Genomic DNA, 26,719 nt, shown 5'->3' with positions numbered 1-26,719 from the left:
CGGCACCGCAGGTGACCGGGAGGTCGCGAAGTGGTTGCGGTTGCGCCGTACGGGGTCCAGGTGCCGGCGGCGCGGGTTAGCGTCCGAGCACCCGGGGGCGTGGTCCCCGCCGTCGAAGGGACCCCCTCGTGCCGCCCCGTGCCTCCCGCACCACCACCAGTTCCACGCTCAGCACCGCCCGCCGAGCCGGCGTGGTCACCGCCGTCGCCCTCGCGACCGGCGCGGTGACCGCCGGTCTCCTCGCGGCCCCCGCGAGCGCGGCCGCCGCCCGCCCCGACCTCACCGTGGTCAGCCTGGTCGCCCTGCCCGCCAGCGTCAGCGAGGGCCAGGCGGTCGACACCTCGGTGCGGGTGCGCAACGTGGGCAGCCGCCCCACCGACGGCAGCGTCCGGGTCTACCTCAGCACCGACGACGAGGCCCGCCCCGGCGAGCACCTCCTCGGACGTGCCCCGCTGCGCCTGGCCAAGCGCACCGGCAAGCGGATCCCGGTCTCCGGCGCCGTGCCCGACGGGGTCACCGCCGGCACCTACCACGTGGTGGCCTGCGTGAAGCGCCGCGGCCTGAGCGGGGCGCAGCGCTGCGAGGTGGCCCGCCGCACCACCGACGTGGTCGCCTACGCCCCGGGCGCGCGCACCGTGGGCGACCCGCTGTTCCCGCAGGTCGGCAACGGCGGCTACGACGCTGAGCACTACGACGTCGAGCTCTCGTTCACCCCCGGTGACGGCACCCCGCAGGGCCAGGCGTTCCTCGACGGCACCACCACCACGATGACGGCCACCGCCACCCAGGGCCTCTCCGAGCTCAGTCTCGACTTCCAGCGCTTCGACGTCGCCGAGGTGCTGGTCGACGGCGAGCCCGCGCAGTTCTCCTACGCCGACACCGAGACCCTGGGCGACCCCGCGGCCGTCACCCAGCTCACCAAGCTCGTCGTCGTGCCCGCCACGCCGCTGCCCGCGGGGGAGGAGTTCACCGTGGCGGTGTCCTACACCGGCACCCCGCAGAAGGTCGTCGACGTCGACGAGTCGTTCGAGGGCTGGATCCCGGCGTGCTACACCCCGGCCACCACCGGCACCGCGACCTGCGACGGGGCGTTCGTCGTCAACGAGCCCAACGGCGCGCAGAGCTGGTTCCCCGTCAACAACCACCCCGCCGACAAAGCGTCGTTCGACACCACGATCACCGTGCCCGCCGGCAAGGTGGCCATCGGCATCGGTGAGCAGACCGCGCCCGTGGCCACCAACCCCGACGGCACCGTCACGTGGAGCTGGAGCGAGGACAGCCCGACGGCGCCCTACCTCACCACGGCCACGGTGGGTGACTTCCGGGTCTCGGAGGGCACGGTGCGCGAGCAGGTCGCGATGCGCGACCTGCCGTTCTTCAACGCCGTCGACCTCACCGCGACCCCCGCGCAGAGCCTGGCGATCGACACCTCCCTGCGTCGCACGCAGGGGATGGTGAACTGGCTGGCCGGCGAGTTCGGCTCCTACCCCCTCGACTCCACCGGCGCGGTCGTCGACCGCACCACCGGCGTCGGCTACGCCCTCGAGGTGCAGTCGAAGCCGCACTACGCCACCTTGAACGTCGGCGTCGGCACCCACCTCCACGAGCTCGCGCACCAGTGGTTCGGCAACAACGTCACCCTGCAGACGTGGAGCGACATCTGGTTCAACGAGGGCTGGGCGCAGTGGGCCACCTGGGCCTGGACCTACGAGGAGAACGGCGGCACCACCAGCCCGGCGCAGCAGTTCCAGACGCGCTACGACAACCCCGCCACCGACTGGAGCATCGCCCCGGCCGCGCTCGACGGCGACCCGGAGAACCTGTTCGCCAACTTCCCCACCTACGTGCGCGGCGGCATGACCATCGAGGGCTACCGCCAGATCGTGGGCGACCGTGCGTTCCGCGAGTTCGCCCGCGACCTGCAGGTCGACTTCGCCGCCGACAACATCTCGACGCGCGAGTTCATCGCCTACGCCACCGAGCGCAGCGGCTTCACCGGCGAGCGGCTGGCGCTGCTCGAGACGTACTTCGAGCAGTGGCTCTACGGCACCGTCAAGCCCACGGTGGTGCCGTCCAGCTTCACCCGCTGACCCACCTCGTCCCGGCACCCCTCGCCGCACCGGCGGCGGGGGGTGCCGGTCGGCGCACCCACCTGGCTGGCCCGGCACCCCCGCTGCTGGCTACGCTGGGGCCACAGGCGTTCGAGCCGTCATCAGCGGCGAGCCTCCGGAAGAACGGGCCCCGGCACCACGGGCCTCACTAGACCCGGACGGGTAGGCCCGTCACAGCCGTGATCGAGCGGTTCGCGCCCCGCACCACCGGGGGAGCGGGCAAGCGAGGTGGTACCGCGGTCCCCGGCAGGGAGTCGTCCTCGTGGCCGGCCCACGACCCGACGTCCCGCAGGAGCGCTCCGATGACCTATCCCCAGGTCTCCACCACCGGCCACCAGGCCGTCCCCTCCGCCCCGCGCTTCCCCGAGATCGAGGAGCGTGTGCTGGCCTACTGGGCCGCCGACGGGACGTTCCAGGCCAGCATCGACCAGCGCGAGGCCGGGCCCGACGGGTCGGGTGAGTTCGTGTTCTACGACGGTCCGCCGTTCGCCAACGGCCTGCCGCACTACGGCCACCTGCTCACCGGCTACGTCAAGGACCTGGTGCCGCGCTACCAGACGATGCGCGGCAAGCGCGTCGAGCGGCGCTTCGGCTGGGACACCCACGGCCTGCCCGCCGAGCTCGAGGCCATGCGCCTCAACGGCATCAAGACCACAGACGAGATCGTCGAGATGGGCATCGACGCCTTCAACGAGGCGTGTCGCGCCTCGGTGATGACCTACACCGGCGAGTGGCGCGACTACGTCACCCGCCAGGCACGGTGGGTCGACTTCGACAACGACTACCGCACGATGAACCCCGACTACATGGAGTCGGTGATCTGGGCCTTCAAGAGCCTGCACGACAAGGGCCTGGTCTACGAGGGCTTCCGCGTGCTGCCCTACTGCTGGAACGACGAGACGCCGCTGTCGAACCACGAGCTGCGGATGGACGACGACGTCTACCAGAACCGTCAGGACCCCGCCGTCACCGTCGGCTACCCGCTGCACGGGCGCGGCCCCGACGACGAGCTCGCGGGCGTGAAGGTGCTGATCTGGACCACCACGCCGTGGACCCTGCCGTCCAACCTCGCGGTGATGGTCGGCTCCGACATCGACTACGTCGTCGTCGAGGCGCCCGTGCCCGGCACCGACCGGACCGCCCGCTACCTGCTCGCCGAGGCGCGGCTGCCGGCTTACGCCCGCGAGCTGGGCGAGGACCCCGAGGTCGTGGGTCGCTACCGGGGCGCCGACCTCGTCGGCCTCACCTACGACCCGCCGTTCTCCTACTACGCCGGGCACACCAACGCCTTCCGCGTGGTCGCCGCCGACGACGCCGTCACCACCACCGACGGCACCGGCGTGGTGCACACCGCCGGCGCCTTCGGTGAGGTCGACAAGGAGGTCACCGACCGCGAGGGCATCGAGGCGGTGATGCCGGTGGGCAAGGACGGGCGGTTCACCGCACCGGTCACGGAGTACGCCGGCATGCAGGTCTTCGACGCCAACCCGCACGTCATCGACCACCTCCGGGCCGCGACCCGCGGCGACGGGGAGCCCACCGGCGCCGTCACCCCCGGCACGGTGCTGCTGCGCCGCGAGACCTACGACCACTCCTACCCGCACTGCTGGCGCTGCCGCGAGCCCCTCATCTACAAGGGCGTCTCGTCGTGGTTCGTCGAGGTCACCGCGGTCAAGGACCGGATGCTCGAGCTCAACCAGCAGATCCGCTGGGTGCCCGAGCACATCCAGGACGGCCAGTTCGGCAGGTGGCTGGAGAACGCCCGCGACTGGTCGATCACCCGCAACCGCTTCTGGGGCTCCCCGGTGCCGGTGTGGAAGAGCGACGACCCGGCCTACCCCCGCACCGACGTCTACGGCTCGTTCGCCGAGATCGAGCGCGACTTCGGCCGGCTGCCGCTGGGCCGGGACGGCGAGCCCGACCTGCACCGGCCCTACGTCGACGACCTCACCCGCCCCAACCCCGACGACCCGCGCCCGGAGGGCGAGCGCTCGACGATGCGGCGCGTCACCGACGTGCTCGACGTGTGGTTCGACTCGGGCTCGATGAGCTACGCCCAGGTGCACTACCCGTTCGAGAACGCCGACTGGTTCGACGGCACCGCCGCGACCAAGGGGCACTTCCCGGGCGACTTCATCGTGGAGTACATCGGCCAGACCCGCGGCTGGTTCTACACGCTGCACGTGCTGGCCACCGCGCTGTTCGACAAGCCGGCGTTCTCCGCGTGCGTCAGCCACGGCATCGTGCTCGGCTCCGACGGCAACAAGATGAGCAAGTCGCTGCGCAACTACCCCGACGTGCGCGAGGTCTTCGACCGCGACGGCGCCGACGCGATGCGCTGGTTCCTCATGTCGAGCCCGATCCTGCGCGGCGGCAACCTGGTCGTCACCGAGCAGGGCATCCGCGACTCCGTGCGCCAGGTGATGATGCCGCTGTGGAACAGCTGGTACTTCTTCCAGCTCTACGCCAACGCCGCCGGCGACGGCGGCCACGCCGCCGTGCGCTCGACCACGTCGAGCGACCCCCTCGACCGCTACCTGCTGGCCAAGACCCGGCAGTACGTCGAGCAGATGACCGCCGCGCTCGACGAGTACGCCGTCGCCGAGGCCTGCGACATCACCCGGTCGTTCCTCGACGTGCTCACCAACTGGTACATCCGCCGCTCGCGCGAGCGCTTCTGGGACGCCTCCGCCGAGGCCTTCGACACCCTGTGGACGGTGCTCGAGGTCGTCTGCCGGGTCACCGCGCCGCTGCTGCCGCTGACCACGGAGGAGGTGTGGCGCGGGCTGACCGGTGAGCGCTCGGTGCACCTGACCGACTGGCCCGACGCCGACGAGCTGCCGGCCGACGACGCCCTGGTCACGGCGATGGACCAGGTGCGGGAGATCTGCTCGGCCACCTCCGCGCTGCGCAAGGCCGGCCAGCTGCGCAACCGGCTGCCGCTGGCCGGGCTCACCGTCGTCGTCGCCGACCCCGACGCGCTGGCCGGCTTCGGGACCATCGTCGCCGACGAGGTGAACGTCAAGGACCTGCGGCTGCTGGCCGTCGACGCGCCCGAGGCGGCCTCCTACGGCGTGTCGCAGAAGCTCACCGTCAACGCCCGGGCCGCCGGGCCGCGGCTGGGCCGTGAGGTGCAGGTGGCGATCAAGGGCTCGAAGTCGGGCGACTGGTCGGTGGCCGACGACGGCACCGTCACCGCGGGCGGGCTGGCGCTCGTGGAGGGCGAGTACACCCTGGAGACCGTGGCCGGCGCGGCCGACGACACCACCGCCGTGGGGCTGCTGCCGGGCGGTGGCTTCGTGGTGCTCGACACCGCGGTCACCGCCGAGCTGGCGGCCGAGGGCCTCGCCCGCGACCTCGTGCGCGCGGTGCAGCAGGCCCGCCGCGACGCCGGCCTGGAGGTCTCCGACCGCATCGCGCTGCAGGTCGCGGGTGGCGAGGCCGTGCGCGCCGCCGCGCGCACCCACGCCGACCTGGTCACCGGGGAGACCCTGGCGACCTCGCTGGAGGTCGTGGCCAGCCTCGACGACAGCCTCGACGGCGCCGCCGCGGTCACCGTCGGCGAGGGCGAGAAGGCGCAGGTGCGGGTCACCCGGGCCTGAGGACGGGGCGCCACCCTGGTGACGACCGTCGGCGGGTCGTGCCAGGGTGGCGCCATGCCGATGGCCACGTGGAAGGACCTGTGCGTCGACGCCGTCGACGTCGCCGCCCAGTCGCGCTTCTGGGCGGGGGTGAGCGGCCTGCACGAGGCCGGCGGCCTCACCCACCGGCACCTGGTCGGCCCGACCCCGCGCCACACCGTGTGGGTCAACGCCGTCGACCGGCCCCACACGGTGAAGAACCGGCTCCACCTCGACGTCGACACCGCCTCCGTCGACGACCTGGTGGCCCTCGGCGCGCGGGTGCTGCTGCCCGCCGAGGAGAGCGGCTTCGGGTGGACCGTGATGGCCGACCCCGAGGGGAACGAGTTCTGTGCCTTCGTGCGCACGCCCGACGCGCTCCCGGCGTACCGGCTGCACGGGGTCGTGGTCGACTGCGCCGACCCGGTCGCCCAGGCGGCCTGGTGGGGCGAGGTGCTCGGCGCGGAGCCGGTGACCCAGTACGAGGACCAGCCGACCCTGGAGCGGGTGGCCGTCGACGAGCGGATGACGCTCGACTTCGCGCCCGTCCCCGAGCCGCGCACCGTCCCGAACCGGGTGCACTGGGACGTCGAGGGACGCGTCGACGAGCTGCTCGACCACGGGGCCACCCGACTGTGGGACACCGAGGGGTGGACCGTGCTGGCCGATCCCGAGGGCAACGAGTTCTGCGTCTTCGCCCCCGCCTGAGGCCGGGCTCAGTCGGCCATCTCGACGCGCATCAGCGCGATGCGGTCGAGGAGCTGCTCGAGCGCCTCCTCGAACTCGTGCGCGGCGTGGTCCTGGGCCAGCTCGGGCTTCAGCCGGGCCACCGTCGGGTGGTCGTGCAGCGCCACGACGTCCTCGGCGCCGTCGTCGAGGACGTCCAGGGGGCCGAGGTCGGCGCCGTGGGTCGCCACCTCGAGCAGCAGGTTGCCCAGCAGGAAGCTGGTGAACGCGCGGTAGGCGGCGACCGCGGCGTCGTCGCTGAAGCCCTCGGAGACCAGCCCGGCCAGGAACGACTCGACCCAGTCGAGGCTGCGCAGCGGCGGGCGCAGCCAGGGTGCCTCGGGCGGGCGCGACGCGACCAGGGGGAAGGCCTTCGGGTGGGACAGCGCGACGCGACGCACCCCGTGGGCCAGGCGCTGCAGGAAGTCCTGCCAGCCGTCGGTGGGGCTGTCCAGCACCTCGTCGTCGGCGTACATGCTGCTGATGAGGGAGTCGACGATGGCGTCCAGGAGGTCCTCCTTCCCGGGGACGTAGCGGTAGAGGGACATGGCCTCGACGCCGAGGCGCTTGCCGAGGCGGCGCATCGACAGCCCGGCCGGCCCGATCTCGTCGAGCAGCATCAGGGCCTCGCCCACGATGCGGCCGCGGTCGAGGCGCACCCTCGCGGACGGCGGCTCCTCGCCGGCGACGAGTGCCGCATCGGCGTCGGGGAGCACCGGCTCGGTGGGGGCGGTCATCGGGACTCCTGGGGAGGGGGGACCTCCACCGTAACCAGGTACCCGCGCGCACCGGTGCCCGGGCCGCTGAGAGCGGCCCGGGCACCGGGCCCGACGCCGGGGTGGCGCTCGGGTTCCACCGGGTCGCTCAGCGACCCAGGCCGACGCGGTCCACGCGGCGGTGGAAGCCCATGCCGGCGATGCCGCCGAGCACGGCGCCGACCAGGCTGGCCACCGCGACACCGACGAGCACGACCACGGCCTGCACCGTCAGGTCGCCGGCGTCGACCGGGATGCGCGGGAAGGCGTTGACCTCGCCGAGCACGTCGTACTGCGAGCCGGCCACGGCACCGAGCACCGCCACGACGACCGCGACGACGACGGCCCAGGCCCACACCGCGATGCCCTGCTTGGCGCCGTCGAAGCGGGCCATCCGGCCGGCGACGTAGCCGCCGCACAGGTAGGCCAGGAACACGACGACCAGCACCAGCACGACGCCGCCCCAGCCGATCTCCTCCGAGCTCAGGCCACCGGCGCCGACGCTGTTGGCCACCTCGGAGGCGCTCGAGACGAGGCCGACCCCGGCGCCCAGCGCGGCGACGAGCGCCGTCAGCAGGACGGCCACGCCGGTGGCGGTGAGCCAGCCGAAGAAGGCGACGAACGGCTTGACGCCGCCGAAGCGCTCCTTCTCGCGCTCGAGCACGTCCTTGCGGGTGCGGGTGGTGTGGTCCTGGTGGTCCTGGTGGTCCTGGTGGTCCTGGTGGTCCTGGTGGTCCTGGTGGGCGTGGTCGTCGCGGTGGTCGCGGTCGTCCGTGCCCGAGGGGTGAGGTGTGCTCATGGTCAGCCTGCTTTCGTCGGATCCGTCCTGGTTGGGCGGAAGCGCAACGGTGAGGGCGACTTACGCTGTAAGTCAAGTCGGCGCGACGAGCTGGGCGCGACGCCCCGGGCGACGTCCCGGCCGCAGCGCCGCGGCGGCTGGTTGACTGACCGCATGCCGACCACCCCCTCCCTCGACCTGGGTGCCGACGTCGTCACCCTCACCCGGCAGCTGTGCGACATCGAGTCGGTGAGCCGCGGCGAGCAGGCCATCGCCGACGCGGTGGAGACCGCCCTGTCGGGCCTGGCCCACCTCAGCGTCGTGCGGCGCGGCAACACCGTGGTGGCGCGCACCGACCTCGGACGCGCCGAGCGCGTGGTGATCGCCGGCCACCTCGACACGGTCCCGGTCAACGACAACTTCCCCAGCCGCCTCGACGCGGACGCCGGACTGCTCCACGGGCTCGGCACCTGCGACATGAAGGGCGGCGACGCGGTGATCCTGCGGCTCGCGGCCACCGTGACGGCGCCGGTGCGCGACGTCACCTACATCCTCTACGAGGCCGAGGAGATCGACGCCCGCTTCAACGGCCTCGAGCTGCTCGGCGCCTCCGACCCCGACCTGATGGCTGGCGACTTCGCGATCCTGATGGAGCCGTCGAACGCCTCGGTGGAGGCGGGCTGCCAGGGCACCCTGCGCGTCGACGTGCGCACCACCGGGGCCCGGGCGCACTCCGCGCGCAGCTGGCGCGGCGTCAACGCGATCCACGCCGCCGGCGAGGTGCTGGCCCGGTTGACCGCCTACGAGCCGCGGCGCCCGGTGATCGACGGGCTGGAGTACCACGAGGGGCTCAACGCCGTCGCGGTGCGTGGCGGCGTGGCCGGCAACGTCGTGCCCGACGAGTGCGTGGTCGAGGTCAACCACCGCTTCGCCCCCGACCGCTCCGAGGCCGAGGCCGAGGCGCACGTGCGCGAGGTGTTCGCCGGCTTCGACGTCACCCTCACCGACACCGCGCCGGGCGCCCTGCCGGGGCTCGACCGCCCCGCCGCGCGAGCGTTCGTGGCGGCGGTCGGCGGCGTCGTCGCCCCGAAGTTCGGCTGGACCGACGTGGCCCGCTTCTCCGCCCTCGGCGTGCCGGCGGTCAACTTCGGGCCCGGCGACCCGCTGCTGGCCCACACGCAGGAGGAGCACGTGCCGGTCGCCGACGTCGTGCGCTGCGAGCAGCAGCTGGCGACGTGGCTGCAGGGGGGAGCGCAGTGAGGTACAAGTTCAAGGGACCGGTGGTGCAGCGGCGCGACCAGGTCGACGGCACCACCACCGACCAGCGGCTGCTCGACTCCGGCGGGTCCGCGGACTGGGTGCACACCGACCCGTGGCGGGTGCTGCGCATCCAGGCGGAGTTCGTGGAGGGCTTCGGCGCGCTCGCCGAGCTCGGGCCCACCGTCGCGGTCTTCGGCTCGGCGCGCACCCCGGCCGAGCACCCGTCGTACGCCCTCGGCGAGGAGCTCGGACGCCGGCTCGTGGCGGCCGGCTTCGCCGTGATGACCGGCGGCGGGCCCGGTGCCATGGAGGCCGCCAACAAGGGTGCGAGCGGTGCCGGCGGGGTCAGCGTGGGCCTCGGCATCGAGCTGCCCTTCGAGTCGGGCCTCAACGACTGGGTCGACGTCGGGGTCAACTTCCGCTACTTCTTCGCCCGCAAGACCATGTTCGTCAAGTACGCCCAGGGCTTCGTGGTGCTGCCCGGTGGGCTCGGCACCCTGGACGAGCTCTTCGAGGCGCTCACGCTGGTGCAGACCCGCAAGGTCACGCAGTTCCCGATCGTGCTCCTCGGCGTCGACTACTGGTCGGGACTGCTCGGCTGGCTGCGCGACACCGTGCTGGCCGACGGCAAGATCTCCCAGGCCGACCTCGACATGATGGTGCTCACCGACGACCTCGACGAGGCTGTCGAGCTCATGGTGCGCGCCCGCCAGGAGCCGGCGCCGTGATGTGGTTCCTCGCCGTGCTGACGGTGCTGCTGCTCGGTGGGGTGGCGCTGGTCGCGGCCGGCCGGGGCGCCCCGCTCGCCCCCGAGCACGGCGACCGCCCCGACGTCGACGTGCCGACCGGCCGCGCCCTCACCGGCGCCGACCTGCGCGCTGCGCGCTTCCCCCTGGCGTTCCGCGGCTACCGCATGGGCGACGTCGACGCGCTCCTCGACCGGCTGGCCCGAGAGCTCGAGCAGCGCCCCGCCGCCGGTGCCCCGCCGTACGACGGGCGGGGTGACGGGCGGGGTGGCGTCGGTGGCGACGGGCGTGGTGGCGCGGCGCAGCCGTAGGGCACACTCACCCGCGTGTCGACCGAGGTCCTCGTCCACGTCCTGACCGCCCTCGCGGCGGTGGTCGTCGTGCTGACCCGGCTGCGCCTGGGCAGCACCGGGGGCGGCGGACGCCACGAGGTCCCCGCCCGGCTGCTGCTCGTGCACACCGTGGCCGGGCTGCTGGCGGTGGTCGTCTGGACGCTGTTCCTGGTGGCCGGCGCCGACACCGCCGCCGGCGGCGCGCTGGTGGGCGTGGTGGCGCTGGGCCTGTGGTGGGTGGTCGCGCTCGCGGGTCTGCTGGTCCTCGCGCGGTGGCTGCCCAGCAGGGGCCGGCACGCCGGGGAGGTCCGCCGCGACGCCTGGTCGCGCGGCCCGTGGCTCTCCGTGCTGGCCCACCTCGGCCTGGCGGCCGGTGTCGCGGTGTTCACCTGGGCCTACCTCACCGCGGCCGTCTGAGGCCTCGCGCGCGCCGTCCGGTGGGTGCTGCTGACGCCCGCTCACGTCATGGGGGATAATGGTCTGGCGAGACCGGGCCGCACCCGCGGCGTCGGCGAGCACACGTGAGATCACGACATATGTGGGGAAGAGGTGCCGGATGGCGGCCATGAAGCCACGGACGGGCGACGGTCCGCTGGAGGTCACCAAGGAAGGACGCGGCATCGTCATGCGCGTCCCGCTCGAGGGTGGTGGCCGACTGGTGGTCGAGCTCAATGCCGAGGAGGCCGGGAATCTCGGCGACGCCCTCAAGGACGTCGTCGGCTGACCGGCTGATGCCCCCCACGACGGCTCCGACATCCGGGCCCACCCTCCCCGACCAGGTCACCCCGCCGACCTTCGTGCTCAGCGACCTCTCACCGCTCGGGGTCGCCGACGCCGAGGTCGTCGCGCTGCCGGTCCTGCAGGCCGACGAGCCCGCTGGAACCGACACCGACGACGGCCCCCGGCTGCTGCTGGGGCCTGGCGCCGACGAGGTCGCCGAGGCGCTCGGCGTCGACCTGGTCGCCCTGCTGGAGGCCGAGAAGGCCACCGGCAAGGCGGGGGAGGTGGTCCGGCTGCCGGTGCCGCTGGGGGGGCCCGACCACGACGAGCTGCGCCTGCTGCTGCTCGTCGGCACGGGGCGCCAGACGCCCACCGACCTGCGCCGTGCCGGTGCCGCGCTGGCCCGGGCCACCAAGGGCCGCTCGGGGGTCGCCACGTCGGTGCCGACGGTCTGCGGGCCCGAGGGGCTCGAGGCGTTCGTCGTCGGCCTGGTGCTGGCGTCGTTCGTCTTCCACTGGAAGTCCGAGCCGCCGGCCTCCGGGCCGGTCGAGCGCGTCGTGCTGACCGGCCTGCCCGACTCCGAGGCGCCCGTGCTCGCGCGTGCCCTAGCCGTGGGCCGCGCCGGCTGGCGGGCGCGGATGCTCGCCACCGTTCCCTCGAACCTGAAGAACCCCGCCTGGCTGGCCGAGCAGGCGCAGGCCGTGGCCGCCGAGGCGGGTCTCGACGTCCGCGTCTGGGACGAGCACCAGCTCGCCGCCGAGGGCTTCGGCGGCATCGTCGGCGTCGGGCAGGCCTCGGCCACCCCGCCCCGGCTGGTGCGCCTCGACTACACCCCGCGCGGTGCCGGGCGCCGGACGCCGACCGTCGTGCTGGTCGGCAAGGGCATCACGTTCGACACCGGCGGGCTGTCCATCAAGCCCGGCGAGGCGATGACCACGATGAAGCGCGACATGACCGGCGGTGCCGTCGTCATCGCCACGATGGCCGAGCTGGCCGCGGTCGGCTGCCCGGTGAAGGTGGTCGGCCTCGTCGCCGCCGCCGAGAACGCCGTCTCCGGCAACGCGATCCGCCCCGGCGACGTCGTGCGCCACTGGGGCGGACGCACCTCCGAGGTCACCAACACCGACGCCGAGGGGCGCCTGGTGATGGCCGACGCCCTGGCGTACGCCGCCAGCGAGGTCGGCCCGGCCGCGATGGTCGACGTCGCCACCCTCACCGGCGCGATCAAGGTGGCCCTGGGGCAGCGCACCGGCGGCTACTTCGCCAACGACGAGGGCCTCGCCACCGCGGTGGCCGGGGCCGCCGAGCGCGCCGGCGAGCCGTTCTGGCGCTTCCCGCTCGCCGAGGTCTACGAGGAGAAGATCGCCTCGAAGGTGGCCGACGCCGACAACGCCGGCGGCGGGCCCGGCGCGATCACCGCGGCGCTGTTCCTGCAGCACTTCGTGGGCGACGTGCCGTGGGCACACCTCGACATCGCCTCGGCCGGCGACGCGCCCTCCGACGTCCACGAGTGGACCGCCGGCCCCACCGGCTTCGGTGCCCGCACCCTGCTGGCGTGGCTCGGCAGCGACGACCCGCTCTCAGGCATCGGCGCCGGCGCCGGCGCGGCGCGGTGAGCCGGCGGTGAGCGTCGGCCACCTGGGGCTCACCGTGCGCTGGTCGCTGGCCGACGCACCTCCCGGTGCCGAGGCGGAGCTCGCCGACTTCGTCGCCGACACCAGCCACGCCCGGTTCACCGGCATGGACGGCCTGCGCTGGAAGACCTGGCGGATGCGCTCGGGGGAGTGGTTCGAGGGCACTTACGTCTTCGCCACCGACGAGGCCCGTGCGGCCTTCCAGGAGACCTTCGCCGCCACCGCCGACGTCTCGCCCGGCAGCCGGATGATCGGCAGTGCCCCGACGGTGGTCGAGTCGTGGGCCGTCGTGGCGGTCGCCGAGGGCTGGGACGGCTTCGACGCCCGCCCGCGCTACTGACCGTCGTCCCTTCCCACCGACTCGACCGCTCGGTCGCCTCCGCGGCGGGCGGGGTGGAGCGTCATGCGGATGGTGGGGTCGCACCCACGTTTCGTATGACGTCCGGGCCGTGGGACGGGGCTGGCCGGCGGGCGGGGTGGTGCGTCATGCGGATGGTGGGGTCGCACCCACGTTTCGTATGACGTCCGGGCCGTGGGACGGGGCTGGCCGGCGGGCGGGGTGGTGCGTCATGCGGATGGTGGGGTCGCACCCACGTTTCGTATGACGTCCGGGCCCGCGGGGCGGCCGAGACCCGTGCAGGACTGGCGAGGGCCGGGGTCAGACCGAGTCGGGGTCCCAGACCTTCTTGGCGCACAGCAGCCCGTCGCCCACGGGCAGCAGCACCGACAGCAGGCCCTCGTGGGCGGCGACCTCCTTGCCGAGCTCGCGGATCGCGACGGTCTCGGGGTCGCGCCGGGCGGGGTCGGCGACGCGGTCGTGCCACAGGGCGTTGTCGAAGCAGACAACGCCGCCGGGGCGCAGCAGCCGCATGGCCTCGGCGAGGTAGGCGGAGTACTCCGATTTGTCGCCGTCGCAGAACACCAGGTCGTAGTGGCCGTCGGTCAGCCGGGGGAGGACGTCGAGCGCGGAGCCGGAGATGGTGCGCGCGCGCTGGCTGGGGATGCCGGCCTCGGTGAAGCCCTGGCGGGCCAGGCGCTGGTGCTCGGCCTCGACGTCGACGGTGGTGAGCACCCCGTCGGAGCGCATGCCGCGCAGCAGCCACAGGCCGGAGACGCCGGTGCCGGTGCCGATCTCGACGACGGCGCGGGCGTCGAGCACCGAGGCGAGGAACCGCAGCGCGGCGCCGCCACCGGGGCTGATCGCCACGACGCCGACCTCGTCGGCCCGCGCGCGGGCCGCGGCGACCACGTCGTCCTCGACGACGTGGTGCTCGGCGTGGGACCAGCTCGCGGCGGTGATCGGCGTGGTGATGGCGGCCTCCTGGGGGCGGGTGCGTCGGGTGGCGCGTGGGGGCCCAACCTATCGCCTGCCGGCGCCGTCGTACGCCAGGCGGGAACGCCGCACAGCGACCAGACGTTGTGACCGGTGACAGCGGCGACGGTGCCGGGCCCGAGGGTCAGGGGCGGTCTCACAGGGTTTCCTCAGCCGGGAGCCCTAGGGTGCAGGAGAGGACGACATGCGGCGCAGGTCGAAGGAGACCACGGTGGAGCCAGGCACAGGTGACGGGCCGCTCGAGCCCGACGCCGTCCCGACCTGGGACGAGGTCGTGGAGCGCCACTCCGACCGCGTCTACCGCCTCGCCTACCGCCTGACCGGCAACCGCCACGACGCCGAGGACCTCACGCAGGAGGTGTTCGTGCGCGTGTTCCGCTCCCTCGACGGCTACACCCCAGGCACCTTCGAGGGCTGGCTGCACCGCATCACCACCAACCTGTTCCTCGACCAGGCCCGCCGCAAGCAGCGCATCCGCTTCGACGCCCTCTCCGACGAGCGCGCCGACCGGATCACCAGCAGCAGCCCCGCCCCCGAGGTCGCGTACGCCGACCGGCACTTCGACGACGACATCGAGCGGGCGCTGGCCACCCTGCCGCCCGACTTCCGTGCCGCCGTCGTGCTCTGCGACGTGGAGGGCCTCTCCTACGAGGAGATCGCCGGCATCCTCGACGCCAAGCTCGGGACCGTGCGGTCCCGCATCCACCGCGGGCGCGCCATGCTGCGCACCGCCCTGTCCCACCGGGCCCCCGCGGCCGGTCGCGTGCGCTACTCCGGGCCGGCCGGCGACGCCGTCGCGGTCCCGCGCCTCGCCGGTGGGGCGTCGTGGTGATCGGCCACCTCGGCTCCCGCGTCAGCGCGCTCCTCGACGGCCAGCTGCCCCCCGAGGAGGAGGAGCGGGCCTGGGCCCACGTGCACGGCTGCCACGCCTGCCGCGACCTCGTCGAGCACGAGGGGTGGGTGAAGACCCGGCTCTCCGGCCTCGGTGAGGCCTCCGCCCGCTCGGCCCCCACCACGCTGAAGTGCTCCCTGCGCGGCGGCCCCGACCAGCCGGCGGTGCCCGCCGCCACCTGGGCCACCGCACCGGCCGGACGCGCCCGGCGTACGTCGGGCGCCGTGGCCATCGGCGGCGGGGCCGTCGGCGCGGCCGTGCTCGGCGTGCTGGCGCTCGGCGCCGTGCCGAGCGGCCCGGTCGACCGGCAGCCGCCGACCACCTCGATCACCACCCCGTCGGGCTCGCCCACCCCGGTGCGCACGCAGCCGTCGGGCCGTCCCGGCGCCCTGCTCGGCGTCGCACCCGCCCTCGGGCCGGTGACGGGCCCGGTGATGGGGTTCTCCGCCGCCTCGGCGATGGCCGTGCGCGAGCGCTGAGCAACCGCCGGACCACCGCCGGACCACCGCCGGACCACCGCCGGACCACCTCGGACCACCGCCGGCCCACCCCTGTGGGCCTGCCTTGATTGCGGGCCGCCCGGCATGATGTGCAGGTGGACGACGAGCGCCGGACCGGACCTGCCGACAGCGAGCCGACGGCGCCGCTGCCCTCGACGGGCCCCGGGGACACCGGGACCGGCCCGGGGGCGTCCTGGCCGGCTCCCCAGCAGCAGCCCGCGCCCTACCGCGAGCCGTGGGGCGGCTACCCCGCGCCCGCCGGCGCCACCCAGCCGTACGGCGCCCAGCCCGGCCAGCCCCACCAGCCCGGCCAGCCGCTGCACCCCGGTGAGCCGGGCTCGCGCCAGAAGGCGCCCAAGGGCCGGGTGAGCGGCTGGGTGTGGCCCGTGGTCGCGGCCGTGGCGCTCGTGGTCGGCGTGCTCGGCGGGGTCGCCGGCAGCGTGGGCTACGAGAACCTGCGCGACGACGAGTCCGGCAGCGGCACCGTCGCCAGCGGCCTCGAGGGCGTCGACACCGTCTCGGAGGCCCCGTTGACCGAGGCCGACGCCGGCACGGTGGCCGCCGTCGCCGACCAGCTGCTGCCCAGCACCGTGCAGATCGTGGCGGAGTTCGAGGGCACCGCCGGCGGGGCGACCGGCTCGGGCTTCGTGCTCGACCGGCAGGGCCACATCGTCACCAACAACCACGTCGTGGCCGGTGCCGCCGAGGACGACGGCCCGATCGAGATCGTCGACGAGGAGGGCAACCGCTACGACGCCACGGTGGTCGGGCGCAGCCCCGTCTACGACCTCGCGGTGCTCTACAGCGAGGACGCCACCGACCTCGAGCCGGCCTCGCTGGGCGCGTCGGGCAAGCTGCGGGTGGGCGAGACCGTGGTGGCCTTCGGGTCCCCGCTGGGCCTGAGCTCCACCGTCACCGCCGGCATCGTCTCGGCCCTCCAGCGCCCGGTGACCACCGGACAGTCCGAGGACGTCTCCTCCTACATCAACGCCGTGCAGACCGACGCCGCGATCAACCCGGGCAACTCCGGGGGCCCGCTGGTCAACATGCTGGGCCAGGTCGTCGGCGTGAACTCCGCCATCGCCACCACCGGCGGCGGGCTGGGCGGGGAGTCGGGCAACATCGGCGTCGGGTTCGCCATCCCGGTGGAGCAGGTGCGCGTCACCGCCGACCAGATCCTGCGCACCGGCGAGGCGAGCTACCCGGTGATCGGTGCCGAGGTCGACGTCGCCGCGGACGACGGCCGGGGCGCCACGCTGAGCCGCATCGTCGAGGAGTCCGCCGCTGCCGAGGCAGGCCTGGTGAAGGGCGACCTGGTCACCGCCGTCGACGGCGACCGCGTCACCGACGGCATCTCGCTGATCGTCAACATCCGCTCCCACCAGCCGGGCGAGACCATCGACTTCCTCGTCACCCGCGGTGGCGAGGAGCGCACGGTGTCGATCACGCTGCGCGCCGAGGTCGGCTGACGGCGTAGGCCACGCCGCGCGCTCAGGCCTCGGGGCCCTCGCGGTCGAGGGAGGCCTCGACGTAGGGGTGCTCGTCGACGAACGTGCGGGTCTCGGCGTACATGCGCTCGATGAACTTCTCGAGCTCGGCCGCCTCCACGCGCCACTGCCCGCGCCCGCCGATCTTGATCGCCACCAGGTCGCCGCGTCGCACCAGGGCGTAGACCTGGGCGCTCGAGGTGTTGAGCACCTCGGCGACGTCGGCCAGCGTGAGGAACCGCGGGGTCGGCATGGGCCCATCGTCGCACCCCCTCCCCGACGCAGCCACGACCGGTGGCGGGGGGCTGTGGAGAGCGCAGGCGTGGAACGCCGCGCGAGGGGCATGATGGCGCCGTGGCCAGGACTCGGGACCCGCTGTCACCGCCCCCCGCCGCGCGCGCGGCCCCACCGGGGTGGAAGGACCCGCGCCTGTGGGTCGGCGTGGTGATCGTGGCGGCCTCCGTCGTGCTGGGTGCGCGGCTGCTGGCCGCCGCCGACGACACCGTCGCGGTCTGGGCCGCCGCCGGCGACCTGGGTCCGGGCCAGCCCGTGGAGGCCGACGACCTGGTGGCGCGCCAGGTGCGCTTCGCCGACACCGACGACCTCGGGCGCTACTACACCGCCGACGACGAGCTGCCCGCCGACCTCGCCCTCACCCGCGGCGTCGGTTCCGGTGAGCTGCTGCCACGCGCCGCGGTGGGCCCCGCCGACGCCGCCGACGTGCTGGTGGTGCCGGTCGCGGTCGACCCCGAGCGGGTGCCGAGCGCCATCGCCCGCGGTGCGGTGGTCGACCTGCAGCTGGTCGACCCCGCCGGCGCCGACCCCGGCGCAGGCGGCGCACGCCGCGGCGGTCTCGAGCCGCTCGCCGAGCTCACCGTCGTCGACGTCGCCGCCGACTCCGGCGGGTTCGCCGCCTCGGGTCGGCAGCGGCTCGACGTCGCGATGACTCCCGAGCAGGCCGAGCGCTGGTTCGCGCTGGTCGCCGCCGTGGGCGACCCCGTCGTCACCGTCCTGGTGCACGGCTGAGCCCGTGGGCACCCTCGACACCCCGACGGTGGTCCTGGTCGCGGCGGCCGGGGCCACCTGGGAGTCCCCGGCCCTGACCCGTCTCAACGCCCGCCCGGGGGTGGTGGTGCTCAAGCGCTGCGTCGACGTCGACGACCTGCTCGCCTCGGCGTCGGCCGGCCAGGCCGACGTCGCCGTCCTCGGGCTCGACGCACCGGGCCTCGACCTCGCCGCGGTCGACCACCTGCGCCGTCACGGCGTGCGGCCGGTGGCGGTGGTGCCGGCGGCGGTGCCCCCGGAGACGGCGCGGCTGCGGGCCTCGCGGGTCGGCGTCGTCACGCTGGTGCCCGAGACCCGCCTCGAGTCGCTGCCCGACGCCGTCACCACCCCGGAGGAGTCGCCGCCCCCGACCCGCCCGGCCGGCACGCCCCCGCCGTCGGGGTCCCTGAGGTCGCCGGAGGCGCTCGCGACGGCGCCACCGGGCTCGCTGGACGACGGCGCCGAGCCGCCCCGGCCGACCGGTCCGGCCGAGCCGCCGGGCCCGCCCGGACGCGTCGTCGCGGTGTGGGGACCCGGGGGCGCCCCGGGCCGCACCACCGTCGCCGCCGGCCTCGCCGCCGTCCTGGCCCGCCGTCGGCTCTCCACCGTGCTCGTCGACGCCGACCCCTACGGCGGCGCCGTCGCGCAGCAGCTCGGGGTGCTCGACGAGGTCTCCGGCCTGCTCGCCGCCGCGCGGCTGGCGTCGTCGGGTGTGCTGCAGGAGCGGTTCACCAGCGTGCAGCGCGCTCTCGGCGACCACCTGTCGGTCGTCACCGGCCTGCCCCGCGCCGAGCGGTGGGTCGAGGTGCGCGCCGGCGCGCTGGAGCACCTGCTCGAGGTCGGCCGCGAGCGGGCGCAGGTCGTCGTCGACACCGGCTTCAGCCTCGAGGAGGACCTCGCCGCCGAGGCCGCCGGCCGCCCCGGGCGCAACCACCTCACGCTCGCCGCCCTCGACGTCGCCGACGAGGTGGTGGTCGTCGGCACCGCCGACCCGGTGGGGCTCTCGCGGCTCGCCCGGGGCCTGGTCGACCTGCACGAGCGGCGCGCGGGCGCGGCGGTGCACGTCGTGGTCAACCGGATGCGCCCCACGCTCGGCTGGAGCGAGAAGGACGTCGCCGGCATGGTCACCGGGTTCGGTCGGGTGGGCGGGCTGCACTTCCTGCCCGACGACCGCGCCGGCGTCGACCGGGCGGTCGTGGCGGGCCGCACCTTGGCCGAGAGCGGCGACACGCCGCTGGTGCGGGCGCTGGGCTCCCTGGCCGATGCGCTGGTGCCGCTGCCCGGGGCGGCCCCGGGCCGCCGGGGTCGACGGGGCCACCGCCGGGAGCAGCGCCGCGGCGCCGTCGCGCGCTGAGTCGTCGCCTCGCTCCGCCGCGCGCCGCGGGTGGGAGCATGGGCGCGTGGACGTCGCCCGCTCGCTGCCTCTCTTCCTGCTCGCCGCCCTCGCCGAGATCGGCGGCGCGTGGCTGGTGTGGCAGGGCGTGCGCGAGCAGCGCGGGGTGCTGTGGGTGCTCGGCGGGCTGCTGGCCCTCGGCGCCTACGGCTTCGTCGCCACGCTGCAGCCCGACCCCAGCTTCGGGCGGGTGCTGGCGGCGTACGGCGGGGTGTTCGTGGCGGGGTCGCTGGCGTGGGGCATGGCGCTCGACGGGTTCCGCCCCGACCGGTGGGACCTCACCGGAGCCGGGCTGTGCCTGGTGGGCGTCGCGGTGATCATGTACGCCCCGCGCGACGCCTGAGCGGGCCCGGTCCCCGGCCCGGGTGGGACGACCTGCGGCTCAGCCGGCGAAGAGCAGGTAGAGCCCGCCGACGGTGAACGCCACCATCGCCACCAGCAGCGGCAGCTGCCCGGTGAGCTGGTGGCGCGCCGGCAGCAGCCGCACGGCACGGTCGTGGGCGGCCACGACGCCGAGCACGTGCCCGGCCACCACGGCGGCCACCTTGGTGACCGCGAGGAAGGTCGGGTGGTAGGAGAGCCAGTAGTTGACCTCGTAGCCCGCGGTCCCGAGGAGGTCGGAGCCGTTGCTGCGGGGGTCGCTGGCCTGGCGCAGCGTCTCCTGGCCGTACTCGACGAAGTACGAGAGGTAGTGGGCCACGATGTAGCCCACGATGATCGGCACGATGGAGTGCGCGAACAGCGTCGGCAGGTGTCGGCGGGCCCGGACCGCAGCGGCCAGGCGTCCCTCACGACCTTCGACGACGGCCCTGCTCGCGTCAGGGGTGTCGTGGACGCCGGTGGCCATGGTGGCCGCGGCGAAGACCAGGCCCACGCCGCCGCAGAACACCAGCAGCGCCACGTTGTTCGCGACGTCGGGCGCCCACGACCGCGTGCTGATCCAGGAGGTGTCCTGGAGGAAGGAGACCCACCGCAGGGAGTCCTTGAAGGAGTCGAAGGCGGTGCTGCCGAAGAGGATCGCGACCACCGCCACCAGGCCCGGACGGGCCTCCACGGAGTCGAGGTTGGCCAGCGGGCTGCGCACCAGCAGGACGCCGTCGCGGCGGCCCCACACCGACAGCTTGGCGACCAGCGAGGAGTAGACCTCGAACGGGTCGCCGCGCTCGTACCAGGTGTTGCCGAACAGCGCGCCGCCGAGCAGCATCGCGGCGACGTACACCGCCGCCCACAGCCGCACCGGGCCGAGCTCGGTGGAGTAGGGGTAGACCAGCTCGAGCCACACGAAGGCGAACAGGCCGAGTGCCGCCGGCCAGTAGCCGAGCCGCTCGGGGTAGCGGAACACGCCGACGTCGGGGTCGCCGCCGGAGATCTTGGCGAAGGCGAGGTTGACGGTGCGCACGGGGCTGACGGCCTTCCACACCGGACCGAGCAGCACCGAGGCCGGGACCAGCCCGACCCAGAGCCAGACGTAGAAGATGCCGAAGAAGGGGTTGAGCACCAGGTCGCGGCCGAGCACGGCGGCGAAGGCCGCCCACGCGAAGACCGCCAAGCCGGCCACCCGCAGCGCGACCCGCCAGGCGGTGGAGTCGACCACCCGCGCCAGCAGCGCGGGGGCGGGGCGCCCACTGGTCGCGGCGTCGTAGCGCGGGGTGCGCCACGCGACGGCCAGGACGGTGAAGGAGACGGTGAGCGCGGCGACGGCGCCGGCGATCGCCAGCTCCGGCGAGATCGGGAGGTCCTTGGCGCCGCCGATGCCGTGGGCCTCGACGACGCGCTCGTCGGAGAGGTGGGTGCCGAGGACGACGCCGAGCCCGGGCAGGGCCGGCACGCTCAGGAGACCTCGAGCTGGACGACGACCTGGCCGAGGTCGTGCGACTCGACCTCGACGACGCCGGGCTGGTCGAAGGTGACCTGCAGCTCGGTGGTGCCGGTGTCGTAGGCCAGCTCCTGCTCCGGCGTCGAGTGCACGTGCAGCTCGCCGGGCGCGTCGGCGGTGATCGCGAACGTCACCGGCTCACCGACCGGCACCTGCAGGCGCTCGGCGCGCGGGCTGACGGAGTCGCCCTCGAAGGTGATCGCGACGACCGTGCCGTCGCTGGTCCCGCTCTCGCCGCTGCCGCCCTCGGGTGCCGCGCCCACCGAGCCGTCGGCGCTGGCCGAGGCCTCCGCCGAGGAGGTGTTGGCCTCCACGTCCTGCAGGTCGCCGGCGGTCTCGGCGTCGCCGCACCCACTGGCGAGGAGCAGGACGCAGACGAGGGTGGCGGACGAGGCCAGGAGGCGCATGGGGACGGGGTTCCTTCGGTGGGGGAGAGAGGGGGCCGACGGCTCGTGGTCGGCGACCCGGACCTGTCCGGGCCTCTGACAGAATCGCACGACTGACCAAGGTCGCCCCGCCCGGGGCCGACCCCTCGACGTCGCCCCGACGGCGTCACCACCTGCACCGGGAGGCACCGATGAGCGAGCGTCTGCGGTCGCGCGACCTGGCCTTCCTGGCCGGGGAGACCCTGACGACCCCGCGGCACAACGCCACGGTCGAGATCTTCGACCCGGCCGGTTCCGACCTCGACCACGACCGCCTCGTCGAGCTGATCTCCGACCGCATCTCGTTCGTGCCGCGCTACCGCCAGCGGGTGCAGAGCGTGCCCGGGCACCTGGCCAACCCGGTATGGGTCGACGACGACCGCTTCGACCTCGGCTACCACGTACGGCGCTCCGCCCTGCCCCGGCCCGGCAGCGCGGCGCAGCTGCAGGAGCTGGTGGCGCGCATCGTGGCCCGCCCGCTCGACCGGAGCCGGCCCCTCTGGGAGGTCTACTTCGTGGAGGGTCTCGCGGAGGGGCGGGTGGCGCTGCTGTACAAGTCGCACCAGGTGCTCGTCGACGGCATCGACACCGTCGACCTCGCGCAGGTGCTCCTCGACACCACCCCCGAGCCCAAGCTGCTGGGCGGCGACGACTGGGCCGCCGCGGGCCGCCCCTCGGCGCCGGTGCTGCTGGCTGAGGCGGTCGGTGACACCCTGCGCAGCCGCAGCACCGTAGTCGACACCCTGCGCAGCAGCTCGACGACCGCCGGGCGCACCGCCGCCGGCGTCCTCGACCGGGCCGGTCGCGTGGTGGGCGGGCTCACGGGGCGCCGCGCCGAGACCGAGACGCCGATCAACGGACGGCGCTCGCAGCAGCGCCGCGTGGTCTCGGTGTCGACCCGCCTGGCCGACTACCGCCGCGTGCGCGACGTGCACGGCGGCACGGTCAACGACGTGATCCTGGCGACCATCGCCGGGGGTCTGCGGGCCTGGCTGATGACCCGCGACCAGTCGCTGGCCGGGCTGAAGGAGATCCGGGCGGTGGTGCCGGTCTCGGTGATCGACCACGAGCTCGAAGCCACCTCGCTGGGCAGCCAGATCGCCCCCCACCTGGTGTCGCTGCCGGTGGGCGAGGCCAGCCCGGTGGTGCGGCTGCACCAGCTCAGCTACTCCTTCCTCTCCCACCAGGAGACCGGCCGGGGGGTGGCGGCCAACCGCCTCGCCGGCATCGCGGGCTTCGCGCCGTCGACCTTCCACGCCATCGGCACCCGCGTCGCCGACGCCGAGACCAGCCGGGGCGCCCAGCTGAGCATCACCAACGTGCCGGGCCCGCAGTCGCCGCTCTACGCCGCAGGCGCGCGCATGGTGGAGACCTACCCCGTGCCGCCCCTGCCGCCGGGCCACACGCTGGCGTTCGGCGTGACGTCGTACGACGGTGGGGTGTTCCACGGGATCACCGCCGACCGCGACAAGGTGCCCGACGCCGAGCTGCTCGGCCAGTGCGTCCGCGAGGCCCTCGACGAGCTGCTGGACACCGTCACCGGCACCCGCCCGCGGGTGCCGCGCGGGCGCCGCGGGGGCGGGTCGACGTGAGCGCGGCGGTGCGGGCGTACGTGCCGCTCACCTCGGCCGGGCTGGCCGCGCTGGTGGCTGACGGCCGGCTCGACGGGCCGCTGCGCGCCCACGCCGTCACCGACGCCCTGCGTGCGGCGTGGCCCGAGGGCGATGAGGAGGGTTGGGAGTACGCCGCGCTGATGGCCGCCGCCGCCACCTCCCGCGCGCTCGCCGTGCCGGGCGACCGGCCGCGGCGCTACGTGCTGGCCGTCGACGTGCCGTCGGTGACGCCGCTGGTCGCTCCGGTGCCGGCGGGCTCGCCGGGGTCGGCGGCGGCGGCGGTCGACGCCGAGGACCCGACGCTCGTCGACGTCGCCGCCGACGTGCCGTGGCGCCGTGTCGCCGCCGCCCACGTCGACCCCGTCGACGACGCACCCGAGGACGACGACCTGGCGTGGTTCGCCACCCAGGAGATCCGCCACCTGCTCGACCCCGCCTGACGGCGGCCCGCACCGCCTCGGGTCGGGGGCAGGGGCCCGGTCTCGTTAGAGTCGCCCGCATGGACGCGATCACCTTCCCCCCGGCCCCCGTCAACGAGCCCAACCTGACCTACGCCCCCGGGTCGGCGGAGCGCGAGGCGCTGCAGGCCGAGATCGCCCGCCAGGAGGCCGAGCAGCGCGACCTGCCGGCCCACATCGGTGGGGAGACCCGGATGGGCGGGGGTGCCGAGATCCGCGTGGTGCAGCCCCACGACCACCAGCACGTGCTGGGCGTGACCCGCGGGTCGACCCGCGCCGACGCCGAGGCCGCCGTGGCCGCGGCCGCCGACGCCGCGCCGGGGTGGCGGGGCATGCCGATCGACGAGCGCTGCGCGATCCTGCTGAAGGCCGCCGACCTGCTGGCCGGCCCGTGGCGCCAGCGTCTCAACGCCGCCACCGTGCTGGGGCAGTCGAAGACGGCGTTCCAGGCCGAGATCGACGCGGCGTGCGAGCTCATCGACTTCTGGCGCTTCAACGTGCACTACGCCAAGCAGATCCTCACCGACCAGCCGATCGCGAACAGCCCCGGCGTGTGGAACCGCACCGACCACCGCCCGCTCGAGGGCTTCGTCTACGCGATCACGCCGTTCAACTTCACCGCGATCGCCGGCAACCTGCCCACCGCGCCCGCGCTGATGGGCAACACCGTGCTGTGGAAGCCCTCGCCGACCCAGCAGCTCGCGGCGTCGCTGACGATGGAGCTGCTCGAGGAGGCCGGCATGCCGCCCGGCGTCATCAACATGCTGCCCGGCGACGGGCTGGAGGTCTCCGAGGTGGCGCTGGCCCACCGCGACCTCGCCGGCATCCACTTCACCGGCTCGACCCCGACCTTCCAGCACCTGTGGCGCACCGTCGGGGAGAACATCTCGGGCTACCGCGCCTACCCGCGCATCGTGGGGGAGACCGGCGGCAAGGACTTCATCGTCGCCCACCCCTCCGCCGACCCCGCCGTCGTGCTGACCGCGATGATCCGCGGCGCGTTCGAGTTCCAGGGCCAGAAGTGCTCGGCGGCCTCGCGCGCCTACGTCGCCCGCTCGGTGTGGGAGACGATCAAGGACGAGCTGGTGGCCGAGGTCGAGGCGATCAGCGTGGGCGACCCCACCGACCTCTCCCACTTCATGGGTGCGGTCATCGACGACCGCGCCTTCGCCAAGCACCGCGCGGCGATCGAGCGGGCGCAGGCCACCGACGGGCTCGACGTGGTCGCCGGCGGCCAGACCGACGACAGCACCGGCTGGTTCGTGCGGCCCACCGTGGTGGTGGGCGGCGACCCCACCGACGAGATGTTCTCCACCGAGTACTTCGGGCCGATCCTCACCGTCCACGTGTACGACGACGCCGACTTCGAGGCCGTCGTGCGCCAGATGGAGTCGTTCGCGCCGTACGCCCTGACCGGCGCGATCATCGCGCAGGACCGCCGCGCGGTGGCCTGGGCGCGTGAGGAGCTGCGGTTCGCCGCCGGCAACTTCTACGTCAACGACAAGCCCACCGGGGCCGTCGTCGGCCAGCAGCCCTTCGGCGGTGGCCGCGCGAGTGGCACCAACGACAAGGCCGGTGCCGCGGTCAACCTGCAGCGCTGGACCTCCCCCCGCTCGATCAAGGAGACCTTCGTCCCGCCGACGGACTACCGCTACCCGTACATGGGGTAGGGCAAGGTGGGCCCGCGGAACGAGGGCCCACCTCAGGCCTTCCCGGTCGAGCGAGCGTGGCGACCGAGGAACGAGGTCGCCACGGCGCGTCGAGACCGCCGCGGGGCAGGCACTCGCCGGGCCCGGGGCGGCGGGGCGCGCCAGACGCTCGCTCCTCGACCGCCGCAGGACGTGTCGAGGCCCTCGCTCCTCGACCACTGACAGACGACGAGGCCCCGCCGGGTGACCGGCGGGGCCTCGTCGTGCGTCGGGGTCAGGCCCCGAGCGCGGGGTAGTCGGTGTAGCCCTCGGCGCCGCCGCCGTAGAAGGTGTCGGAGTCGGGCTCGTTGAGCTCGGCACCGCGCTGCCAGCGGGTCGGCAGGTCGGGGTTGGCGATGAAGAGCCGGCCCACGGCCACGGCGTCGGCGAGGTCCTCGTCGATCACGGCCTGTGCGGAGTCCTGGGTGGTCACCGCGGCGAACCCGTCGTTGGCGATGACGACGCCGCCGAACTCCTTGCGCAGCGACTGCACGAGGGGCAGACGCGGGTCGGCGAGCACCGACAGGTAGGCCAGGCCGAGCGGGGCGACCTGCTGCAGCAGCGTCGTGTAGGTGGCCTCGACGTCGGCCGGGTCCTCCTCGGTGGCGCCCTGGATGTTGTGGGCCGGGGAGATGCGCATGCCGACGCGGTCGGCGCCGATGGCGTCGACGACGGCCTTCGTGACCTCCACCGCGAAGCGGGCACGGTTCTCCGGCGACCCGCCGTACTGGTCGTCGCGCTGGTTGCTGCCCGGGGCCAGGAACTGGTGGATGAGGTAGCCGTTGGCGGCGTGGATCTCGACGCCGTCGAGCCCGGCCTCCACCGCGTTGCGGGCGGCGGTGACGAACTCCTCCACCGCGCCGGCCACCTCGTCGGTGGCCAGTGCACGCGGCACGGGGTGGGGCTGCGGGCCCGAGGCGGTGATCATGTCGCCCGGCGCGGCGAGGGCGCTCGGGGCGATGATCTCCTGGCCACCGGTGTTGTCGGGGTGGCTGATCCGGCCCGCGTGCATCAGCTGGGCCACGATGCGTCCGCCGTTCTCGTGCACGGCGTCGGCGACCCGGCGCCAGCCGGCGAGCTGCTCGGGGGAGTGGAAGCCCGGGGTGTCGAGGTAGCCCTGGCCGCGGGCGCTGGGCTGCGAGCCCTCGGTGATGACGAGGCCGGCGCCGGCGCGCTGCGCGTAGTACTGCACCTGCAGGTCACCGGGCACGGTGCCCTTGGCGCGGTTGCGGGTCAGCGGGGCCATCACGAGGCGGTTGGGCAGCTCCCAGGACTTCACGGTGAGGGTGTCGAAGAGGTCGGTCACGGGGGTCAGCTCCTGCGTCGGG

26 protein-coding genes are annotated in these 26,719 nt (G+C 74.4%); 19 read left to right on the top strand and 7 right to left on the bottom strand.

Features of this window, described 5'->3' with window-relative positions; all coding sequences use genetic code 11:
• Positions 1-128 precede the first annotated feature (128 nt).
• From AC4OR8_RS12945 to AC4OR8_RS12935, 3 genes are all read left to right on the top strand, one after another.
• Positions 129-2,090 carry a M1 family metallopeptidase gene (locus AC4OR8_RS12945; protein WP_492165967.1) on the top strand — a complete coding sequence of 654 codons (1,962 nt, stop codon included), beginning with the start codon at positions 129-131 and terminating at the stop codon, positions 2,088-2,090.
• A 323-nt stretch (positions 2,091-2,413) separates the two neighbouring features.
• A complete protein-coding gene (gene ileS, locus AC4OR8_RS12940; protein WP_492165966.1) occupies positions 2,414-5,713 on the top strand; it encodes an isoleucine--tRNA ligase in 3,300 nt (1,099 codons plus the stop codon).
• A gap of 54 nt (positions 5,714-5,767) precedes the next feature.
• Positions 5,768-6,439 carry a VOC family protein gene (locus AC4OR8_RS12935; RefSeq protein WP_492165965.1) on the top strand — a complete coding sequence of 224 codons (672 nt, stop codon included), beginning with the start codon at positions 5,768-5,770 and terminating at the stop codon, positions 6,437-6,439.
• An 8-nt stretch (positions 6,440-6,447) separates the two neighbouring features.
• Here AC4OR8_RS12935 and AC4OR8_RS12930 read toward each other — a convergent pair whose 3' ends face one another.
• Complete coding sequence (locus tag AC4OR8_RS12930; protein ID WP_492165964.1) at positions 6,448-7,194, bottom strand: TetR/AcrR family transcriptional regulator C-terminal domain-containing protein; 747 nt, start codon at positions 7,192-7,194, stop codon at positions 6,448-6,450.
• Between the two features lie 127 nt (positions 7,195-7,321).
• Entirely contained in the window at positions 7,322-8,011 is a 690-nt protein-coding gene (locus tag AC4OR8_RS12925) for a hypothetical protein (protein ID WP_492165963.1), read from the bottom strand.
• Between the two features lie 153 nt (positions 8,012-8,164).
• On the opposite strand from AC4OR8_RS12925, the gene dapE reads away from it, so the two are divergent.
• The 7 genes from dapE (at position 8,165) to AC4OR8_RS12890 (ending at position 13,022) form a co-directional block, all read left to right on the top strand.
• A complete protein-coding gene (dapE, locus tag AC4OR8_RS12920) occupies positions 8,165-9,250 on the top strand; it encodes a succinyl-diaminopimelate desuccinylase (protein WP_492165962.1) in 1,086 nt (361 codons plus the stop codon).
• Positions 9,247-9,978: an LOG family protein gene (locus AC4OR8_RS12915; protein WP_492165961.1), complete on the top strand. Its 732-nt coding sequence runs from the start codon at positions 9,247-9,249 to the stop codon at positions 9,976-9,978. Before dapE ends, AC4OR8_RS12915 begins: the two co-directional genes overlap by 4 nt.
• Positions 9,978-10,307, top strand: a complete 330-nt coding sequence (locus tag AC4OR8_RS12910; RefSeq protein WP_492166423.1) for a DivIVA domain-containing protein — start codon at positions 9,978-9,980, stop codon at positions 10,305-10,307. The genes AC4OR8_RS12915 and AC4OR8_RS12910 overlap by 1 nt, the downstream gene beginning before the upstream one ends.
• A gap of 15 nt (positions 10,308-10,322) precedes the next feature.
• The gene (locus AC4OR8_RS12905; protein ID WP_492165960.1) at positions 10,323-10,745 is read left to right on the top strand and encodes a hypothetical protein; all 423 of its coding nucleotides are present in this window, start codon (positions 10,323-10,325) and stop codon (positions 10,743-10,745) included.
• Positions 10,746-10,884: 139 nt separating this feature from the next.
• Entirely contained in the window at positions 10,885-11,052 is a 168-nt protein-coding gene (locus AC4OR8_RS12900) for a DUF3117 domain-containing protein (protein ID WP_082499897.1), read from the top strand.
• A gap of 7 nt (positions 11,053-11,059) precedes the next feature.
• Positions 11,060-12,664 carry a leucyl aminopeptidase family protein gene (locus tag AC4OR8_RS12895; protein WP_492165959.1) on the top strand — a complete coding sequence of 535 codons (1,605 nt, stop codon included), beginning with the start codon at positions 11,060-11,062 and terminating at the stop codon, positions 12,662-12,664.
• Positions 12,665-12,671: 7 nt separating this feature from the next.
• Positions 12,672-13,022, top strand: a complete 351-nt coding sequence (locus tag AC4OR8_RS12890; protein WP_492165958.1) for a hypothetical protein — start codon at positions 12,672-12,674, stop codon at positions 13,020-13,022.
• Between the two features lie 318 nt (positions 13,023-13,340).
• Here AC4OR8_RS12890 and AC4OR8_RS12885 read toward each other — a convergent pair whose 3' ends face one another.
• A complete protein-coding gene (locus AC4OR8_RS12885) occupies positions 13,341-13,982 on the bottom strand; it encodes an O-methyltransferase (RefSeq protein WP_492166422.1) in 642 nt (213 codons plus the stop codon).
• A gap of 217 nt (positions 13,983-14,199) precedes the next feature.
• Here AC4OR8_RS12885 and sigE point away from each other — a divergent pair, with 217 nt between their 5' ends.
• The 3 genes from sigE to AC4OR8_RS12870 all read left to right on the top strand — a co-directional run bounded on the left by sigE (position 14,200) and on the right by AC4OR8_RS12870 (position 16,876).
• Positions 14,200-14,847, top strand: coding sequence for an RNA polymerase sigma factor SigE (gene sigE, locus AC4OR8_RS12880; protein ID WP_492165957.1), 648 nt, complete (start codon positions 14,200-14,202; stop codon positions 14,845-14,847).
• The gene (locus tag AC4OR8_RS12875; RefSeq protein ID WP_492165956.1) at positions 14,841-15,386 is read left to right on the top strand and encodes a zf-HC2 domain-containing protein; all 546 of its coding nucleotides are present in this window, start codon (positions 14,841-14,843) and stop codon (positions 15,384-15,386) included. The genes sigE and AC4OR8_RS12875 overlap by 7 nt, the downstream gene beginning before the upstream one ends.
• A 116-nt stretch (positions 15,387-15,502) precedes the next feature.
• On the top strand, positions 15,503-16,876 hold the full coding sequence (locus tag AC4OR8_RS12870) for a S1C family serine protease (RefSeq protein WP_492165955.1): 1,374 nt from the start codon (positions 15,503-15,505) through the stop codon (positions 16,874-16,876).
• 22 nt (positions 16,877-16,898) lie between these two features.
• Here AC4OR8_RS12870 and AC4OR8_RS12865 read toward each other — a convergent pair whose 3' ends face one another.
• A complete protein-coding gene (locus AC4OR8_RS12865) occupies positions 16,899-17,147 on the bottom strand; it encodes a helix-turn-helix domain-containing protein (RefSeq protein WP_492165954.1) in 249 nt (82 codons plus the stop codon).
• A 101-nt stretch (positions 17,148-17,248) separates the two neighbouring features.
• Between AC4OR8_RS12865 and AC4OR8_RS12860 the strand changes: the two genes are divergently transcribed.
• The 3 genes from AC4OR8_RS12860 to AC4OR8_RS12850 are packed head-to-tail and all read left to right on the top strand — an operon-like array spanning position 17,249 to position 19,674.
• On the top strand, positions 17,249-17,920 hold the full coding sequence (locus tag AC4OR8_RS12860) for a hypothetical protein (protein WP_492165953.1): 672 nt from the start codon (positions 17,249-17,251) through the stop codon (positions 17,918-17,920).
• 4 nt (positions 17,921-17,924) lie between these two features.
• On the top strand, positions 17,925-19,292 hold the full coding sequence (locus AC4OR8_RS12855; protein ID WP_492165952.1) for a CpaE/TadZ family protein: 1,368 nt from the start codon (positions 17,925-17,927) through the stop codon (positions 19,290-19,292).
• Between the two features lie 46 nt (positions 19,293-19,338).
• A complete protein-coding gene (locus AC4OR8_RS12850; RefSeq protein ID WP_492165951.1) occupies positions 19,339-19,674 on the top strand; it encodes a YnfA family protein in 336 nt (111 codons plus the stop codon).
• Positions 19,675-19,713: 39 nt separating this feature from the next.
• Here AC4OR8_RS12850 and AC4OR8_RS12845 read toward each other — a convergent pair whose 3' ends face one another.
• Positions 19,714-21,159 carry a hypothetical protein gene (locus AC4OR8_RS12845; RefSeq protein ID WP_492165950.1) on the bottom strand — a complete coding sequence of 482 codons (1,446 nt, stop codon included), beginning with the start codon at positions 21,157-21,159 and terminating at the stop codon, positions 19,714-19,716.
• 2 nt (positions 21,160-21,161) lie between these two features.
• Positions 21,162-21,614, bottom strand: coding sequence for a hypothetical protein (locus tag AC4OR8_RS12840; RefSeq protein WP_492165949.1), 453 nt, complete (start codon positions 21,612-21,614; stop codon positions 21,162-21,164).
• Positions 21,615-21,784: 170 nt separating this feature from the next.
• On the opposite strand from AC4OR8_RS12840, the gene AC4OR8_RS12835 reads away from it, so the two are divergent.
• From AC4OR8_RS12835 to pruA, 3 genes are read left to right on the top strand one after another with little or no spacing between them, the layout of a single operon-like run.
• Positions 21,785-23,224 carry a WS/DGAT/MGAT family O-acyltransferase gene (locus AC4OR8_RS12835; RefSeq protein ID WP_492165948.1) on the top strand — a complete coding sequence of 480 codons (1,440 nt, stop codon included), beginning with the start codon at positions 21,785-21,787 and terminating at the stop codon, positions 23,222-23,224.
• Complete coding sequence (locus AC4OR8_RS12830) at positions 23,221-23,685, top strand: DUF6912 family protein (RefSeq protein WP_492165947.1); 465 nt, start codon at positions 23,221-23,223, stop codon at positions 23,683-23,685. The genes AC4OR8_RS12835 and AC4OR8_RS12830 overlap by 4 nt, the downstream gene beginning before the upstream one ends.
• Before the next feature lie 59 nt (positions 23,686-23,744).
• Entirely contained in the window at positions 23,745-25,373 is a 1,629-nt protein-coding gene (gene pruA / locus AC4OR8_RS12825) for an L-glutamate gamma-semialdehyde dehydrogenase (protein ID WP_492165946.1), read from the top strand.
• A gap of 253 nt (positions 25,374-25,626) precedes the next feature.
• Here pruA and AC4OR8_RS12820 read toward each other — a convergent pair whose 3' ends face one another.
• Positions 25,627-26,697, bottom strand: a complete 1,071-nt coding sequence (locus AC4OR8_RS12820) for an alkene reductase (RefSeq protein ID WP_492165945.1) — start codon at positions 26,695-26,697, stop codon at positions 25,627-25,629.
• Positions 26,698-26,719 lie beyond the last annotated feature (22 nt).

The organism is Nocardioides sp. FY1077 (genome assembly GCF_058681775.1).
The sequence above is the reverse complement of the archived record's forward strand: the minus strand, read 5'-3'. Positions and strand labels throughout refer to the sequence as shown.

Excerpts from the sequence above, each read along its gene's own strand:
- AC4OR8_RS12930 (WP_492165964.1), bottom strand. The coding sequence starts at position 7,194 with ATGACCGCCCCCACCGAGCCGGTGCTCCCCGACGCCGATGCGGCACTC.
- AC4OR8_RS12840 (WP_492165949.1), bottom strand. The coding sequence starts at position 21,614 with ATGCGCCTCCTGGCCTCGTCCGCCACCCTCGTCTGCGTCCTGCTCCTC.
- AC4OR8_RS12865 (WP_492165954.1), bottom strand. The coding sequence starts at position 17,147 with ATGCCGACCCCGCGGTTCCTCACGCTGGCCGACGTCGCCGAGGTGCTC.
- AC4OR8_RS12900 (WP_082499897.1), top strand. The coding sequence starts at position 10,885 with ATGGCGGCCATGAAGCCACGGACGGGCGACGGTCCGCTGGAGGTCACC.
- AC4OR8_RS12895 (WP_492165959.1), top strand. The coding sequence starts at position 11,060 with ATGCCCCCCACGACGGCTCCGACATCCGGGCCCACCCTCCCCGACCAG.
- AC4OR8_RS12835 (WP_492165948.1), top strand. The coding sequence starts at position 21,785 with ATGAGCGAGCGTCTGCGGTCGCGCGACCTGGCCTTCCTGGCCGGGGAG.
- sigE (WP_492165957.1), top strand. The coding sequence starts at position 14,200 with ATGCGGCGCAGGTCGAAGGAGACCACGGTGGAGCCAGGCACAGGTGAC.
- pruA (WP_492165946.1), top strand. The coding sequence starts at position 23,745 with ATGGACGCGATCACCTTCCCCCCGGCCCCCGTCAACGAGCCCAACCTG.
- ileS (WP_492165966.1), top strand. The coding sequence starts at position 2,414 with ATGACCTATCCCCAGGTCTCCACCACCGGCCACCAGGCCGTCCCCTCC.
- AC4OR8_RS12925 (WP_492165963.1), bottom strand. The coding sequence starts at position 8,011 with ATGAGCACACCTCACCCCTCGGGCACGGACGACCGCGACCACCGCGAC.
- AC4OR8_RS12910 (WP_492166423.1), top strand. The coding sequence starts at position 9,978 with ATGTGGTTCCTCGCCGTGCTGACGGTGCTGCTGCTCGGTGGGGTGGCG.
- AC4OR8_RS12935 (WP_492165965.1), top strand. The coding sequence starts at position 5,768 with ATGCCGATGGCCACGTGGAAGGACCTGTGCGTCGACGCCGTCGACGTC.
- dapE (WP_492165962.1), top strand. The coding sequence starts at position 8,165 with ATGCCGACCACCCCCTCCCTCGACCTGGGTGCCGACGTCGTCACCCTC.